We start from the raw sequence: 16,262 nt of genomic DNA on the forward strand, positions 1-16,262 counted from the left end.
CTTGCGGACATCAGCCGTCCCCCAGTACCAGGAGCTCAGGGTCATGTCCGGTGTGGACCATCTGCACGAGTTGCTCGGCCTTCCCGCGGTCGACTTCCAGCACGCGACGAAGGAGGCGCCTGCACAGGCCGCCGACGCGGCGGCCTGGCGCATCTCGGTCGATCCGTACGACGACGAGTCCGAGACGACGTGGGAGGATGCCTTCAAGGCGTTTCTGGAGGCGGTCGATCCCGCCGGTGTGCGGGCGCTGATCATCGGTCAGTGGGGCGAGTCGTACGAGGAGGACTCTTCCTATCCGATCGATCTGGTCATCGCCGCGGCCGACCGGCTGACCTCGCTGGAGGCAGTCTTCGTCGGCGACATGACCATGGAGGAGAACGAGATCTCCTGGATCGAGCAGTCGGATGTCACAGCACTGCTGAGGGCCTTCCCCGGCTTGCGCGAGCTCGGGGTGCGCGGCGGCTCCGACCTGGTCTTCTCCCCCTCCAAGCATGCGCGGCTGCGTTCACTGACCATCGAGACCGGCGGTCTGCCGGTCGGGGTGATCCGCGGCATCCTGGACAGCGAGCTGCCCGCGCTGGAACGGCTCGATCTCTGGCTCGGTGTCTCCGAGTACGGGGGCGACGCCGATGTGGCGGACCTGGCCCCGCTGCTCTCCGGCTCCCACTTCCCCGGCCTCACCCACCTCGGCCTGCGCAACAGCGAGCTGCAGAACGAGATCGCGACAGCCGTCGCGGGTGCCCCGGTCGTCGCCCAGCTGCGTGTCCTCGACCTGTCGAACGGCACGCTGGGCGACGAAGGCGCGGCGGCGCTGCTGGACGGCCAGCCGCTCACCCATCTCGAACGACTCGATCTGCACCACCACTTCATGACCGAGCCGATGCAGGGCCGGATCGTCCAGGCGCTGGAACCCCACGGTGTGCGGGTCGATGTGTCGGAGCGCGAGAAGCCCTGGGGCGACCGCGGTGTCGAAGGCCGCTACACCTCTGTATCGGAGTGATCCGCGATGACTGACATCGAACACCCGGAGACTTTTCACGGCCTGCCCGTCCTGACCCTGCCGGGGCCGGACGGGCAGGGCACCTCTTCCCTCCCGGCCGCCGGCTCCGTCGCGTGGCGGCTGGAGAGTGCCTGGCAGGGCGATCTGACGTTCACCACGCTGTGGCGGCACTTCATCGACACGGTCGACACCACGCAGGTGCGGGCCCTGCTGATCGGTCCCTGGTGGCAGGTGGAGTACGAGTCCTTCGCCCCCGTCGTCGATCTGCTGGTCGGGGACGCGGACCGCTTCCCGGCTCTGCGGGCTCTCTTCCTCGCCGATGTCGTCAGCGAGGAGTGCGAGGTGTCATGGCTGGAGATGGCCGACGTCACACCGGTCGTCGAGGCGTTCGGCAGGTTGGAGGAACTCACGGTCCGCGGGGGCGGTGAGGAGGTGGACGACAAGCGGACGACGCTCGGTCTGCGACCGGTGCGGCACACGTCGCTCAGGAAGCTGAGGTTCGAGTCGGGCGGGCTGTCGGCCGACATCGTGCGGGCGATCGGCGCCTCGGAGCTACCGGCGCTGGAGCACCTCGAACTCTGGCTGGGTTCCTCCTGGTACGGCGGGAACGTCGGCGTGGAGGACCTCGCACCCCTGTTGTCGGGCGCGTCGTTCCCCGCGCTGCGTCACCTGGGGCTGCAGAACAGCGAGATCCAGGACGAGATCGCGGGCGCGGTGGCCTCCGCCCCGGTCGTCGCCCAGTTGGAATCGCTCTCCCTCTCGATGGGAACGCTGAGCGACCAAGGAGCCGAGGCACTGCTCTCGGGCCAGCCGCTCACCCATCTGACCTCGCTGGATCTGCACCACCACTACATGAGCGGCGCGCTGGTGAAACGTCTCACGGGTCTGCTCGGTACCGACCGGGTGAGCGCCGATGCCGACGAGGCCGAGGACTGGGATCCGGACGAGGACGAATTCCGCTATGTCGCCGTCAGCGAATAGCCCGGCTGCGCCGGCGCCGCGCTTCGCCGTCGTGGGTGTGCCCGGCAACCGCCGGGTCGCGCTCTTCCAGGACGCCGTGCGCGCCGCCGGACTGTCTCCCGCGCGGGTCGTGCCGTGGCTGGACGTACTGCGCGGCGAGGCCGTCTTCCGGCCGGGCGAGACCGTCCGGATGGACTCGCCCGGTGAGGACACCGAGGTGGATCGGCTGCTCCGCGCGGTCGACGATCCGACCAGGGTCGAGGGAACCGCCCTGTGGTATGCCCGGTTCACCGCGGCCGTACGAGCGGTGGCGCGGACGGCCGCCGCTTCCGGCGCCACACTGCTCGACGGCCCCGGGGATGTCACGGTGCTGTTCGACAAGCGGCTCTGCCATGCGGTGCTGGACGGCTCCGGTGTGCCCGTGCCCGCGTCGCCGACCTCGGGGGCGGCCGTCCCCGTGGTGCGCGACTGGGCGGACGTACGCGACCGGATGGCGGCGCTGAGCATGCCCAGGGTCTTCGTGAAGCTCGCGCACGGCTCGTCCGCCTCGGGGGTCCTGGCCGTGGAGACGGCCGGGCCCGGCCGGATCAGGGCGACCACCTCGGTGGAGCGCGACCCGGCCGGCCGGCTCTTCAACTCCTTGCGGGTGCGCCGCTGCACGACGGAACGGGAGATCGCGGCGATCGTCGACGCGCTCGCACCGGACGGGCTGCATGTCGAACGCTGGCTGCCCAAGGCCACCCAGCGTGGCAGGGCGGCGGATCTGCGGGTCGTGGTGGTGGCCGGCCGGGCCACCCACGCCGTCGTGCGCACCAGCCACTCCCCCATGACCAATCTTCACCTCGGCGGCGAGCGCGGAAGTCTCGACGACGTCCGTGCGGCCGTCGAGACCGCGGGCGGCAGCTGGGCGGAGGCCCTGGCCGTGTGCGAACGGGCCGCGGCCTGCTTCCCGGACACGCTGTGCGTGGGCGTGGACCTGCTGCCCACGGCCGGCTGGCGGCGCTTCGCCGTCGGCGAGGTCAACGCCTTCGGTGATCTGCTGCCGCGGCTGACCGGACTTCCCGGCAGCGGCGCCGAAGGCCTGGACACCTATGCGGCGCAGGTCGCCGCCGTACTGAACAGAGCAAGGAACCGCCGTGCAACCGCCACTGCCTGACACCGCGCCCGCCCCCGCCGACGCCCGGAACCCGGACATGAGCGAGATCGTGGGCAGTCACGATCTGCTGCTCGTCACCCTCGACACCCTGCGCCACGACGTGGCGGCCGAGCTCGCCGCCGCCGGACGCATCCCCCATCTGGCGCGCCATCTGCCGGGCGGGGCCTGGGAGAAACGGCATGCGCCCGGCAGCTTCACCTACGCCTCCCACCAGGCGATCTTCGCGGGATTCCTGCCGACACCGGCCGGCCCAGGGCCGCACCCCCGGCTGTTCGCGGCACGCTTCGCGGGCAGTGAGTCCACGGCTTCGGGCACCTTCGTCTTCGACACCCCCGATCTGATGTCCGGCCTCGCCGGCGTGGGCTACCGCACGGTGTGCATCGGCGGCGTCGGCTTCTTCAACCGGCAGGGGCCGCTCGGCTCCGTGCTGCCCGGCATGTTCCAGGAGAGCCACTGGGAACCGGAGTTCGGTGTGGCGTCGCCCACCTCGTTCGAGGCCCAGGTGGCCCGCGCCGAGCAGGTCGTCGCCGAACTCCCCGCCGAACAGCGGCTATTCCTCTTCGTCAATGTGGCCGCCCTGCACCAGCCCAACTGGTTCCACCGGCCGGGGGCCACGCGCGAGGCGGGCGATTCCCGCGCCACCCATGCCGCCGCCCTGGAATACGTCGACGCCCACATCGGCCGGCTCTTCGCCGCCGCGAGCAGCCGTCGCCGCTGTTTCGCCATCGTCTGCTCCGACCACGGCACGGCCTACGGGGACGACGGCTACACCGGTCACCGGCTCGGCCACGAGTCCGTCTGGACCGTTCCGTACGCGCACTTCTTCCTGGAACCGGGGGCCACCGCACCATGAGCCGCACCACGACCGTCGCGCACACTACCCGCCCGTACCAGAGCTATGTCTACGCCTATCCGCACAAGACCGCCTATCGCCCCCTCACCGACCGGCCCGCGCTGCGCGAGCTGTGGGCGGCCGAGCGCAAGGACGCGCTCTCGCTCTATCTCCACATACCGTTCTGCGAGGTCCGCTGCGGCTTCTGCAACCTCTTCACCCGGATCGGCGCCCCGGACGAGCTGACGACCCGGTATCTCGACGCGCTCGACCGCCAGGCCACCGCCGTCCGCGACGCGCTGGGCGACGCCGATCCGGTGCGGTTCGCGGCGGCGGCGTTCGGCGGCGGCACTCCCACGTTCCTGACGGCGGCTGAGCTGGAGCGGCTCTGCGACATCGCGGAGAAGCGGATGGGTGCCGATCTGCGGTCCGTTCCGCTGTCGGTGGAGACCTCGCCGTCGACCGCGACGGCCGACCGGCTCGCGGTCCTCGCCGAGCGGGGGACGACCAGGATCAGCATCGGCGTGCAGAGCTTCGTCGAAGCCGAGGCGCGGGCCGCCGTGCGACCGCAGCGCCGCGCCGAGGTGGAGACGGCGCTGGACCGGATACGCGATGCCCGCATCCCGGTCCTCAACATCGACCTGATCTACGGCATCGACGGGCAGACCGAGGACAGCTGGCGCACCTCGCTGGACGCGGCGCTCGGCTGGCGGCCGGAGGAGCTGTACCTCTACCCGCTGTACGTGCGCCCGCTGACCGGTCTGGGACGTCTCGGCACCGACGGCGAGGCAGCGGCGGACGCCGCCTGGGACGAACAACGGCTGCGGCTGTACCGCGCGGGCCGGGACCATCTCCTCGCCCACGGCTACGAGCAGGTGTCCATGCGGATGTTCCGCCGCGCCGACGCCCCCCGGACGGACGGCCCGGACGACTACGCCTGTCAGACCGACGGCATGATCGGTCTGGGGTGCGGCGCCCGCTCGTACACCACGGGTCTGCACTACTCCTTCGACTACGCGGTGGAGATGCGGGAGGTACGGGCGATCATCGACGGCTACACCGCGACCGAGGACTTCTCACGCGCCGAGGCAGGACGGTACGTGGACGGCGACGAGGCCCGCCGGCGCCATCTCCTGCAGTCGGTCCTGCAGGCAGAAGGGCTGCGTTCGGCCGACTACCGGGAGCGGTTCGGCAGCTCCCCGGCCGACGACTTCCGCACCGAACTGGCCCGGTTCGAAGCGCGTGGCTGGCTCGACACGACGGCCGGGGCGTCCGGCCTGCTGCGGCTCTCCCCCGAAGGCCTGGCCCACTCCGACGCACTGGGCCCGGAGCTCTTCTCCCCCGGCGTACGGGCCGCGATGGCCGCGTACGAACTGAAGTGAGCGCGCGCATGGACCTGACCATCCTCTATCGCGGTCCGCTCGCGTCCTGCGACTACGACTGCCCGTACTGCCCGTTCGCCAAGCGGCGGGACAGCCGGGAGCAACTGCGTGCCGACCGCGCCGCGCTGGAGCGGTTCACCGCGTGGGCCGCCGCGCAGACCGGCGACCGGCTCTCGGTCCTGTTCACCCCGTGGGGCGAGGGTCTGGTCCGCTCCTGGTACCGCCGTGCGCTGGTGGAGCTGGCACAACTGCCGCACATCGGCCGGGTCGCGATCCAGACCAACCTCAGCGGCCGTACGGGGTGGCTGACCGAGGCGGGTGACGCCGGTCGCGAGAAGATCGCGCTCTGGTGCACGTACCACCCGGGGCAGACGCCGTACGAGCGCTTCCTGGCCAAGTGCCGGGAACTGACCGCGCTCGGCATCCGCCACAGCGTCGGCGTCGTCGGTCTCGACGACCATCTCGACGAGGCGCGGCGGCTGCGGGCCGCGCTGCCGGACGAGGTCTATCTCTGGGTGAACGCCGCCGAGGGGCACAGCTACACCGACGAGGAGGCGGACCGCTGGACGGCCCTCGACCCGCTCTTCCCGTACAGCAGGCATCCGCACCGGTCGGCCGGGCTGCCCTGCCGGACGGGCGAGTCGGTCATCTCGGTGGACGGTGACGGCACGGTGCGCCGCTGCCATTTCGTCCCGGCGGAGCTGGGCAACCTCTACGACGGGAGCTATCGCCGCTCGCTCGGCCCACGGGCCTGTCCACTGGCCGTCTGCGACTGCCACATCGGCTATGTGCATCTGGAGACGCTGCCGCTGTACGACGTCTTCGCGGGCGGAGTGCTGGAGCGGATCCCGGCATCCCCGTTGTCGTCCCTCGCCGGACGGTCCTGAATCTCAGGACCGTCCGGCGGGCGAGGGCACTGCGGTGGCGGACGCCCCTGAAGCCCCGTCGGGCGGCTCACGGCCGGACAGCCCTCAGAGCGGCAGGAGGTCCGGCCGCTTCGCCTCGGCGTGATCTCCGGAGGATTCGCCGCGCAGCCGACGGCCGATCCACGGCACCAGGTACTCGCGCGCCCAGTGGATGTCGTCGCGCCGGACTTCGAGCGTGCCGCGCTGTGCCTGCGGCGGCCATTCCTGGTCGGGGTCGGCCGGCACGTCGAGGCCGAGTACCTGGGCGGCTCGCAGCGCGACCCTGGTGTGTCCCTCGGGCGACAGATGCAGCCGGTCGTCGTCCCAGGCGCGTCTGTCCTGAACGGACCGCAGCGACCACAGGTCGAGGACCGGGCAGTCGTAGCGGTCGGCGATGGACCGCACATGGGCGGTGTACGTGGCGATCTTGCCGCGCAGGTGGCGCAGCACGGGGACGCCACGGGTGTCGAAGCCGGTGGTGACCAGGACGGTGCCGACCGATTCGGTCAGCTCCGCGACCGCGCGCTCGAAACGCTCGGCAACGTCGTCGGGGTCGGTGCCGGGCCTGATGATGTCGTTGCCGCCCGCGCAGAAGCTCACCAGGTCGGGTGCGAGCTCCTTGGCGCGCGGCACCTGCTCCTCGACGATCTGGTCCAGGAGTCGTCCACGTACGGCGAGATTGGCGTACCTGAAATTCCCGTGCGCGGAGCCTTCGGTGCCCGTCGCCGTATCGGGGTCCGGGAGCTGGTCCGCGAGAAGTACCGCGAACCGGTCCGCCCAGCCGACGAAGGTCCCGTCCGGGCCGGGGTCGCCGACTCCCTCGGTGAAGCTGTCGCCAATCGCCGCGTACGACCCGATGACACCATGTCGGTTGATGACGCCACGTTGATTTCTTCTCGAATCGTCTGCCACAAACGCTTATCCTGCACCGTCGAATGTGACCTACGCGACCGTAATAAGGGGTTGACGGGTGGTGAGATAGACCACCCGGTCAGGTTTTGGTAAAGGGGGAATAAGCAGAAGGGGCGGTGCGCCACCGCGCACCGCCCCTTCTGTGTGGCTCGGGTCATGCCTTGTCGTTCAACTGCCCGGCAGTTCGGCTCAGACGTAGATGCCGTGCGACGCCAGGAAGGCGATCGGGTCGATGTCCGAACCGTACGCCGGGCCCGTGCGGACCTCGAAGTGCAGGTGCGGTCCGGTGGCGTTGCCGGTGGCGCCCGAGAGGCCGATCTGCTGACCGGTGCTCACGGACTGGCCCGCCGAGACGGAGATCGAGGACAGGTGGCCGTACTGCGAGTAGTGGCCGTCGGCGTGCTTGATGACGACCTGGTTGCCGTACGCGCCACCCCAGCCGGCGGTGACGACGGTGCCGGAGGTGATGGCCTTCACGCTGGTGCCGGTGAAGACGGGGAAGTCGATCCCGGTGTGGCTGCCGCTGGACCAGTTGGAGCCGGAGGCGCGGTAACCGGTGGTGTGGTTGCCCGGGACCGGGTGGGCGTAGCCGGAGCTGCTGCTCCGGGCGGCCGGGGCGGAGGTCTTGGACTCCGTGACCGTCGAAACCTTGGCCGGGGCGGACTTGGCCGGCGCGGACTTCTCCACGACCGAGGGGGCCTTCGAGGGGAGGGCCGCGCCCGTGCCGACGCCGGTGGACGCGGCGTCGGCCGACGCCTTGCCACCGAGCGTCAGCTTCATGCCCGGGAAGATCAGACCGGGGTTCTCGCCGACGACCTCGCGGTTGTCCTGGTACAGCTTCTGCCAGCCGCCCTCGATCTTGTGCTCGGCGGCGATCTTCGACAGGTAGTCGCCGGAGACGACGGAGTAGGTCGTGGTGGCGGCCTGCTTCTGTGCGACCGGCTGGGCCGGGGCGGCGTGCGCGGCGACGACGGAGGCGGACTGCGTGACGGCGGCCGGGGCGGCCTGCTCCGCGGCGTGGGCACCGGTGGCGCCGAGCAGCGGCAGCGCGATGACGGCGCCACCGGCGCCTGCGGCGGCGACACCACGGGCGATGGTGCTGGACTTCGTACGGCGATGCTTACCCGATATGGGCATGGGGTGTTTCCTCTCCGGCGCCTACGAGGTGAGCTGTCGGGTTCGGGCTGGAGATGCCCGGCCGCGCTGAGCGCGGCTTCACCCCGAGCCGGCCGGATTTCTCCGATCGGCGGCCTACCTGGTTCCCCCGCTCCTGCCACACGATGAGTGGGTGCGAATTCCGGGCGGCGGCAGGATTAGGCGGTCCGACCGGATTGACGGTGACCGTAAGCGAGTCGGGACAGCGAGAACAAGCCTCCGGCTCCGTACCGGAATCCGCGCCAGGAATTCAGCGCGGAATTCCGGTCACACTCCGTGGATTAAGGATCTTGAATTTCCGCGCCGCGCACGGACTGCCCGACCGCTCCGTCAGCACGCACCGTCACGGATATGATCCCGCTCACGAGAAGGCGACCATCTCCCTGACAAACAGAGCCCGTTAGTGCTAAATCGGCTCATTACGGACACCCATGTTCATCGCTCGCGCCGGAGCCTCAGCACCCTCGCGTCCAGATCCCCCTGAAGCCCGGTGTGCAGCCCCTGGTGCAGCAGCACCGAACCGTGGTGCACCACCCCCGTGTCCAGGCAGGCGTACGTCGCCGCGGGGTCGAGCCCGCGCAGCCTGAGGGCCGGGGGCCGCTCCCCGTACCTCTGTGCCTCCAGCCACATCAGGACCACGGCCTCCTCCCCGTGGATGTACTGGACCGCGCTGAGTCCGCCGCGCGGGGCGCGCAGCCGGTACAGGGCGCCGTGCTGCACCACGGACCGGATCTCCTTGTAGAGGTCCACCCAGCCCCGCGCCTCGGCCAGTTCCCCCGCACTCCATTCGGTGAGGTCCCCGCCGACCCCGAGCACACCGGCCATCGCGCTCACGAAGCGGAAGCGCAGCGAGCTGACCCGGTTGTTGAGCTGGACGTTCGGGCTGTCGGTGACCCAGGCGGCCATCACCCGGGCCGGATGGATCTGACCGAAGCCCTCCTGGATGGCGAGGCGGTCGAGCGGGTCGGTGTTGTCGGAGGTCCACACCTGGTCCGTGCGGGACAGAATCCCCAGATCGACCCGGCCGCCGCCGCCCGAGCAGGACTCGAAGGCGACCGAGGGGTGCGCGGCCCGTAGCCGATCGATCAGCGCGTACAGGGCGTGCACATGCTCGACCCAGAGCTTCTGCGGATACTTCTCGCCCGGCCAGCCCGCATCGGTGAAAGAGCGGTTGAAGTCCCATTTCACATAGTCGACGGGCGCACTGGAGAGCAACGTGTCCAATTGCTCGTAGAGATGGTCCCGCACATCGGCGCGGGCCAGATTGAGCACCAGCTGATTACGGAACTCGGTGCGCGCCCGACCGGGGAAGTGCTGCACCCAGTCCGGGTGTGCGCAATAGAGATCGCTGTCGGCATTGACCATTTCCGGCTCGACCCAGATGCCGAACTGCATGCCGAGACCGTGCACTTCGTCGGCGAGCGGCTTCAGCCCGCCGGGGAAGCGGTCCGGATTCGGCGTCCAGTCCCCGAGCCCCGCCCGGTCGCTCGTGCGCCGCCCGAACCACGCGTCGTCCACGACGAACAGCTCGACCCCCATCGCCGCGGCCCGCTCGGCGAGGGCGCGCTGCTGCCCCTGCGTGATGTCGAAGCCGGTCGCCTCCCAGGAGTTGTAGAGCACCGGCCGCAGGCTCTGCGCGTCCGGAATCACATGGGCCAGCTGCCAGACGTGCCAGGCCCGGCTCGCCCCGCCGAACCCCTCCGCGCTCCACAGCCCGGCGAAGACGGGTGTGACGTAGGACTCCCCCGGTCCGAGCAGCAGCAGCCCGGAGTCGTCGTGGCCGGCGCCACCGGTGATCTGCACGAGCCCGTCGGGGAGCCGCTGTACGGAGATCCGCCACGACCCGGACCAGCCGAGCGCACAGCCGTACACCTCCCCGCTCTCCTCGGTCGCCGCACCGTCGGCATCGAGGGCGACCCACGGCAGGTACTGGTGGCCCGTATGGCCGCGCCTGCTGGAGATGACGCTTTCGCCGTACGACAGCTCCGCCCGTGCGAGCCGGGACTCCGCCGCCCAGCGGCCGTGCAGCCGGCTCAGCCGCCAGCCGTCGCGGGCGGGCAGCGCCCAGGCGGCGGCGTCGGCGCGCAGCAGTTCCAGCGGCGGGCCGTCGGGGCCTGCATGGGTGACGGTGGCCCAGCGCTCGATCACATCGGAGTCGTTCCGCATCCGGTAGTGCAGGGTGAGGGCGAGCCGGTGCACGGAGTCGGTGAAGCCGATACGGAGCTCGGCCCCGTCCACCACGGCGTCGGCGAAGGCCCACTCCGTGCCGCGGACCTCGGGGGTGCGTACCGAGAGGGCCGGGCGGACGAACCGCGGGCCGCCTTCCACGGGGTACTCCTCATGGCCGTCGAGCCGGGACTCGAATCCCCTGGGCGACGGTTCCGGCGCCGCGGCCAGGGCCTCGGCCGCGGCAAGGGAGATCCGCGGCCCCCAGTGGAGATGGAGCAGTTCGTCCCGCTCGGTGATTCGCAGTGCGTAGCTGCTGCTCGCCCCGGTGAGCAGCCAGGTCCGGCCCGTGTCGCCAGTCTCGATCATCGCTTCCCCACATTCCAACAGTTCCGCACATCATCGACCGTCGCCGGGTGGGCGGGCAACGATCTCGCGAGGAATTCACCGGACGGATTCGCCACCGGAGCGCGGAGGTTCACGAGGTATCGACAAGGAAAGGTCGAGATGATTGCCTGAGGAATCAATGTCGTATTGTCGCGTAAATGGCCTTGTCGGCGACTCGCGTCGACGCCAGACACCCCAGGAGTCCCTGTGACGCAGCAGTTGCCGCAGATCCCATCGACGGAACCCGAGCTGGCGGGCGTCCGCAACTTCCGCGACGTGGGTGGATTGCCCACCGCGGACGGCCGGCGGGTGCGGCACGGACGGCTCTTCCGCAGTGGTCACCTCGCGCACGCCACCGCCGAGGACGCCGCGTTTCTCGGCGGTCTCGGTCTGCACACGGTCTTCGACTTCCGCAACGCCGCCGACCACCGGCTCGACGGCCTGGACGTGGAACTGCCTGGCGTACGCAACGTGAGCATCCCGCTCTCCGACCCCGCCGACGGCGCCGAGTTCTGGCGGATGGTCCGCGACGGCGATCTCGACCAGTTGCGCTCGCTCCTCGCCGACGGCAAGGGGGCGGACCGGATGATCGCCTCGTACCGCTCGATCATCCTGGACCGGACCGCCGAGCACAGCCGTGTCCTGCACGCCCTGGCCGAGGACAGCGTTCCGGCGTTGATGCACTGCGCGGCGGGCAAGGACCGGGCCGGTCTGTCGATCGCGGTGTCGCTGCTGGCCGTCGGCGTCGAGCGCGACGCCATCGAGGCCGACTACATCAAGTCCAACGACGCCCACCGCCGCTACAAGGTGCAGCGCGGCGACACCTCGGCAAACGGCATGTCGCCCGAGGTGATGGAGCTGCTCAGCCCCCTCTTCGGTGCCCACGCCGACTATCTGGACGCCGCCTTCGTCACCATCGAGGAAACGTGGGGCAGCACCGACCGCTACCTCTCCGAGGGGCTGAAGCTCGCCCCCGAGACCCGTGAGCGGCTGCGCGAGCAGCTCCTCGACGAGGCGTAGCCGGACCGCTCTTCGTGATGGTCAGCCCTTGCCGGCCACCGCGAAGAGCAGGTAGAGGAAGGCCGCGAAGATGTGCCCGGCGATGAGGTAGGCGAACAGCCGGATCACCACGCCGCGCGGAAACTTCCGCTCCTGGGCCTCATAGTTCTTCCTGGACCCGAGCGGGTCGAAGTTCTCTGAATCGGACATGACAGTCCTCTCTGGCGACCGGACGGAGCGGTCTCAGCGATGATGGATACCGCTGCCGAGGCACAGCTCGGCAGCAGGGCTCTGCAGCAGGGTGTGGACGAAGAGCAGCTCGGCACCGTCACGGTCGACGGCCGTGATCCGGTGCGGGGTGAGCGAGTCGAAGTGCGCGCTGTCACCGGGAGCGAGATCGTGCACGGTGTCCCCGAGCGTGACCCGCAGGTGCCCGGCGAGCACGTACAGCCACTCCTCGCCGGGATGGACGCGCACGAGGTCGCCCTGCGCACCGTACGGAACCCGGACGCGAAGCGCCTGCATGGCCCGGCCGGCACCACCGGCCCGCCGGTACATCCAGCCATCGGCCTCGGCCCCTTCGAACCTTCCACCACGGATGATCGCGTCACGTTCCGGGGGTTTCTCGCCGAGCAGTTCGGAGACCGTCGTACCGTAGATCCTGGCAAGGCCGAGCAGCATCGGCAGCGACGGCTGACGACGCCCGGTTTCGAGCCGGGAAAGATGGGCGGGCGAGAGCCCGGCCCGCTCGGCGGCGGTCTCCAGGGTAAGACCACGGCTGCGGCGCAGATCGCGCAGGCGTGGCGCGATCCCGGGCAGCTCGTCGGCCACCCCTCCGTCCGGAGTATTCATGTACCCATTGGGCCAGGAGCTTTCCTCCGAGGCAAATTTATTGCCTCGGAGGCAAAAGTCATCGACCCGTACGGGGCAGTGGCGTCAGCGGTTGGCGACGGCCTGCTTGACCAGGGTCCTGCCGAAGTCCCACATCAGCCCGCCACCGCTGTGGGCGTCGTCCATCACGGCAGTGAACGCGGTGACGAACCGGTCGACCTCCGGCTCCCCGATCACCAGCGGTGGGATCAGCTTGATCACCTCCAGATGGTCGCCCGAGACCTGGGTGAGAATGCGGTGCTTCTGGAGCAGCGGCACGACCACCATCTGCGCGAAGAGGCCCTTGCGGGCCGCCTGCAGCATGGCCCAGCGGCTGCGGAGCTTCAGTGACGACGGCCGGCCGAACTCGATGCCGATCATCAGCCCGCGCCCGCGCACCTCGTGCAACAGCTCGTAGCGGTCGACCAGTGCGGCCAGTCGCTCGCGCAGCAGATCACCGGTGCGGCGCGCGTGCGCGACGGTCTCCTCGTCTTCCATCACCGCGAGGACGGCGAGACCGGCCGCCATCGCCTGTGCGTTGGAGCCGAAGCTCGCGGAGTGGACCAGGACCCGGTCCATGGACGAATAGACCTTCTTGAAGATCCAGTCCTTTCCCAGCGTCGCCCCGACCGGCACATAGCCGCCGGAGAGGGCCTTGGCGACACAGACCAGATCCGGTTCGACACCTTCCTCGTGCTGGTACGCGTAGAAGGCGCCGGTCCTGCCGAGGCCGGTCTGCACCTCGTCGGCGATGAGCAGCGCCTTGTGCCGGCGAAGCAGGTCCTGTGCGGCCCGCAGGAAGCCGGGCGGCGCGGCGTGGACGCCCTTGCCCTGGATGGGCTCGACGACCAGTGCCGCCACGTCGCCGCGTTTCAGCTCCCGCCGCAGCGCGTCGAGATCACCGAGTCCGATGGCGGTGTCCGGCAGCAGGGGTGCGAAGCCGTCCCGGAAGCCGTTCTCCCCGTTCACCGAGAGCGAGCCGGTCGTCAGCCCGTGGAAGGCGTGCGCGCAGTACAGGATCCTGGGCCTGCCGGTGGCGTACCGGGCGAACTTCAGGGCGGTCTCGACGGCCTCCGTACCGCTGTTGCCGAAGAAGACCCGGTCCAGGTGCGGGCTGTACGTGAGCAGCTTCTCCGCCAGCAGCCCCGGCAGCGGCTGGCAGTCGAAGCGGGTGAGGTCGGCGAGCGAGGCGTCGAGGACGTCGTGCAGGGCCTTGCGCACCACGGGGTGGTGGCGGCCGAGCCCCATCACCCCGAACCCGGCGAGCATGTCGAGGTAGTCGTTGCCGTCCGCGTCCCAGAAGTGCGCACCCTCGGCCCGTTCGTAGACCTTGTCGAAACCGATGGTGTGCAACATGCGGGGCAACTGGTGATTGAGGTGTCTGGTGTGCAGCTCATAGCGTTCGGCGCCGCGCTCCGCGAGGAGCTGTACCAGATCGAAGCCCTTGGGCCCGTCGTCGTTCATGCCCCGCTCTCCTCGGTCCTTCTCGCTGCTTCCTTGGCGGCCAGGGCCCCGCTGATCCGCCCGGCGATCTCCACCGGTGTGAGCCCGATGTCCGCCAGCACCTCGGCTCGCTTGCCGTGGGCGAGGAACTGCTCGGGGATGCCGAACGTCCGCAGGGGTACGTCCACCCCGGCGTCCCGCAGCGCCTGTCCGACTGCCGAACCAACGCCCCCTGCCCGGCTGTTGTCCTCGACGACGGCGACCAGCCGGTGCCGTTCGGCGAGGGGGGCCAGCTGTTCGTCGACCGGTTTGACCCAGCGCGGGTCGACGACGGTGCAGCGGATCCCGCCGCCCGCCAGCAGGTCTGCGGCGCCGAGACAGACCGGGGCGAGCGCGCCGACGGCCACCAGCAGCACATCGGGGTCGTCCGCCCGGTGCAGCACGTCCATGGAGCCGATCCTGTCGACGGCCGGGATCGGCTCCCCCACCGCCGCCTTGGGGAACCGGATCACGGTGGGCGCGTCGTCCACGGCCACGGCCTCGCGGAGTTCGGCCCGGAGCTCGTCGGCGTCGCGCGGGGCGGCGATCCGCAGCCCGGGGACGACCTGCAGCACCGACATGTCCCACATGCCGTTGTGGGAGGGCCCGTCGGGTCCGGTGACCCCGGCCCGGTCCAGGACGAACGTCACCCCGCACTTGTGCAGCGCGACGTCCATCAGCAGCTGGTCGAAGGCCCGGTTGAGGAAGGTGGCGTAGACGGCGACGACCGGATGCAGTCCGCCGGTGGCGAGACCCGCCGCGGAGACCGCGGCGTGCTGCTCGGCGATCCCGACGTCCCAGACCCGGTCGGGGAACGCCTCGGCGAACTTCGTCAGTCCGACGGGGTGCAGCATCGCCGCGGTGACGGCCACGACGTCCGGCCGCTCGGCACCGATCGCGGCGATCTCGTCCCCGAAGACAGCGGTCCAGGACGGCGCTGCGGCCGGAACGAGCGGTGCGCAGGTCAGCGGGTCCATCGCGCCCACGGTGTGGAAGCGGTCGGCCTCGTCCCGGAGCGCGGGCGGGTAGCCACGGCCCTTCTCGGTGAGGCAGTGCACCAGCACCGGGCCGTGGAAGCGTTTCGCCCGGTGCAGTGCGGATTCGACGGCCGCGACGTCATGGCCGTCGATCGGACCGACGTACTTGAGCCCGAGATCCTCGAACAAGCCCTGCGGGGCGAAGGCATCCTTGAACCCCTTCTTCGCGCCGTGCAGCGACTCGTACAACGGCTGTCCGATGACTGGCGTCTGCTGGAGCACTCCCTTGCCCCAGGAGAGGAAGCGTTCGTATCCGTCGGTGGTGCGGAGCGTGGCGAGGTGATTGGCGAGGCCGCCGATCGTCGGGCCGTACGAACGCTCGTTGTCGTTCACCACGATGATCAGCGGACGGTCCTTCGCGGCCGCGATGTTGTTGAGCGCTTCCCAGGCCATGCCGCCGGTGAGGGCGCCGTCACCGATGACGGCCACGACGTGGTCGCTCCGCTCCAGCACCTGATGGGCCTTGGCGATGCCGTCGGCCCAGCCGAGGACGGTCGAGGCGTGCGAGTTCTCGATGACGTCGTGCGCGGACTCCTCGCGGGAGGGGTAGCCGGACAGGCCTCCCTTGCCACGAAGTTTGGAGAAGTCCTGCCGCCCGGTGAGCAGTTTGTGCACATAGCTCTGGTGACCCGTGTCCCACAGGATGCGGTCCACGGGCGAGTCGAAGGCCCGGTGCAGGGCGATGGAGAGCTCCACCACCCCCAGGTTGGGCCCCAGATGACCGCCCGTCCTCGCTACCGCCCGGATGAGGAACTGCCTGATGTCCTCGGCGAGTTCGTCAAGCTCCGCCGCGCTCAGCGCCTTGAGATCGTACGGCCCCCGGATGTTCTCCAGAATCGTCACGCTCGGGCCCCTTCTCTGGTTCTGTTTCAGCTCACAGTGACGGCGGGAGCCCCCGATGGCGCTCCCGCGGCGTCCATGCCCTCGGCGATCTTCAGGGCTTCTTCGATCAGCGTCTCGACGATCTTCGACTCCGGCACGGTCTTGATGACCTCGCCCTTCACGAAGATCTGCCCCTT

14 protein-coding genes, 1 pseudogene and 1 riboswitch are annotated in these 16,262 nt (G+C 70.0%); of the genes and pseudogenes, 7 read left to right on the forward strand and 8 right to left on the reverse strand.

Annotation, left to right across the window (positions count from 1 at the left end; genetic code table 11):
• Positions 1–43 precede the first annotated feature (43 nt).
• The 6 genes from ACZ68L_RS35050 to ACZ68L_RS35075 are packed head-to-tail and all read left to right on the forward strand — an operon-like array spanning position 44 to position 6,217.
• Complete coding sequence (locus ACZ68L_RS35050; RefSeq protein WP_469585464.1) at positions 44–1,000, forward strand: STM4015 family protein; 957 nt, start codon at positions 44–46, stop codon at positions 998–1,000.
• Positions 1,001–1,006: 6 nt separating this feature from the next.
• On the forward strand, positions 1,007–1,981 hold the full coding sequence (locus ACZ68L_RS35055; RefSeq protein ID WP_469585467.1) for an STM4015 family protein: 975 nt from the start codon (positions 1,007–1,009) through the stop codon (positions 1,979–1,981).
• On the forward strand, positions 1,962–3,116 hold the full coding sequence (locus ACZ68L_RS35060; protein WP_469585470.1) for an STM4014 family protein: 1,155 nt from the start codon (positions 1,962–1,964) through the stop codon (positions 3,114–3,116). Before ACZ68L_RS35055 ends, ACZ68L_RS35060 begins: the two co-directional genes overlap by 20 nt.
• A gap of 37 nt (positions 3,117–3,153) precedes the next feature.
• The gene (locus ACZ68L_RS35065; protein WP_469585509.1) at positions 3,154–3,969 is read left to right on the forward strand and encodes an STM4013/SEN3800 family hydrolase; all 816 of its coding nucleotides are present in this window, start codon (positions 3,154–3,156) and stop codon (positions 3,967–3,969) included.
• Positions 3,966–5,330, forward strand: a complete 1,365-nt coding sequence (locus ACZ68L_RS35070) for an STM4012 family radical SAM protein (protein ID WP_469585473.1) — start codon at positions 3,966–3,968, stop codon at positions 5,328–5,330. The genes ACZ68L_RS35065 and ACZ68L_RS35070 overlap by 4 nt, the downstream gene beginning before the upstream one ends.
• Positions 5,331–5,338: 8 nt before the next feature.
• Complete coding sequence (locus ACZ68L_RS35075) at positions 5,339–6,217, forward strand: STM4011 family radical SAM protein (RefSeq protein WP_469585475.1); 879 nt, start codon at positions 5,339–5,341, stop codon at positions 6,215–6,217.
• 84 nt (positions 6,218–6,301) lie between these two features.
• Here the strand turns inward: ACZ68L_RS35075 and ACZ68L_RS35080 are convergent, their stop codons facing one another.
• The 3 genes from ACZ68L_RS35080 to ACZ68L_RS35090 all read right to left on the reverse strand — a co-directional run bounded on the left by ACZ68L_RS35080 (position 6,302) and on the right by ACZ68L_RS35090 (position 10,837).
• The gene (locus ACZ68L_RS35080) at positions 6,302–7,147 is read right to left on the reverse strand and encodes an SGNH/GDSL hydrolase family protein (RefSeq protein ID WP_469585478.1); all 846 of its coding nucleotides are present in this window, start codon (positions 7,145–7,147) and stop codon (positions 6,302–6,304) included.
• Between the two features lie 189 nt (positions 7,148–7,336).
• Complete coding sequence (locus tag ACZ68L_RS35085) at positions 7,337–8,284, reverse strand: M23 family metallopeptidase (RefSeq protein WP_469585480.1); 948 nt, start codon at positions 8,282–8,284, stop codon at positions 7,337–7,339.
• Positions 8,285–8,287: 3 nt separating this feature from the next.
• Positions 8,288–8,448, reverse strand: a riboswitch (cyclic di-AMP (ydaO/yuaA leader).
• A gap of 289 nt (positions 8,449–8,737) precedes the next feature.
• Positions 8,738–10,837 (reverse strand): alpha-galactosidase, encoded by a 2,100-nt coding sequence (locus tag ACZ68L_RS35090; RefSeq protein WP_469585483.1) that lies wholly within the window; start codon positions 10,835–10,837, stop codon positions 8,738–8,740.
• 225 nt (positions 10,838–11,062) lie between these two features.
• On the opposite strand from ACZ68L_RS35090, the gene ACZ68L_RS35095 reads away from it, so the two are divergent.
• Complete coding sequence (locus tag ACZ68L_RS35095; protein ID WP_469585486.1) at positions 11,063–11,875, forward strand: tyrosine-protein phosphatase; 813 nt, start codon at positions 11,063–11,065, stop codon at positions 11,873–11,875.
• A gap of 21 nt (positions 11,876–11,896) precedes the next feature.
• Here the strand turns inward: ACZ68L_RS35095 and ACZ68L_RS35100 are convergent, their stop codons facing one another.
• The 5 genes and pseudogenes from ACZ68L_RS35100 to ACZ68L_RS35120 all read right to left on the reverse strand — a co-directional run.
• The gene (locus ACZ68L_RS35100; protein ID WP_176729046.1) at positions 11,897–12,064 is read right to left on the reverse strand and encodes a DUF6126 family protein; all 168 of its coding nucleotides are present in this window, start codon (positions 12,062–12,064) and stop codon (positions 11,897–11,899) included.
• A 33-nt stretch (positions 12,065–12,097) separates the two neighbouring features.
• Positions 12,098–12,706 carry a helix-turn-helix domain-containing protein gene (locus ACZ68L_RS35105; RefSeq protein WP_469585490.1) on the reverse strand — a complete coding sequence of 203 codons (609 nt, stop codon included), beginning with the start codon at positions 12,704–12,706 and terminating at the stop codon, positions 12,098–12,100.
• A gap of 84 nt (positions 12,707–12,790) precedes the next feature.
• A complete protein-coding gene (locus tag ACZ68L_RS35110) occupies positions 12,791–14,188 on the reverse strand; it encodes an aspartate aminotransferase family protein (RefSeq protein ID WP_469585492.1) in 1,398 nt (465 codons plus the stop codon).
• The gene (gene dxs / locus ACZ68L_RS35115; RefSeq protein ID WP_469585494.1) at positions 14,185–16,086 is read right to left on the reverse strand and encodes a 1-deoxy-D-xylulose-5-phosphate synthase; all 1,902 of its coding nucleotides are present in this window, start codon (positions 16,084–16,086) and stop codon (positions 14,185–14,187) included. Before dxs ends, ACZ68L_RS35110 begins: the two co-directional genes overlap by 4 nt.
• 26 nt (positions 16,087–16,112) lie before the next feature.
• A pseudogene (locus ACZ68L_RS35120) lies at positions 16,113–16,262 on the reverse strand (flavodoxin-dependent (E)-4-hydroxy-3-methylbut-2-enyl-diphosphate synthase); the annotation flags it as partial.

Source organism: Streptomyces sp. NPDC104309, from assembly GCF_055584025.1.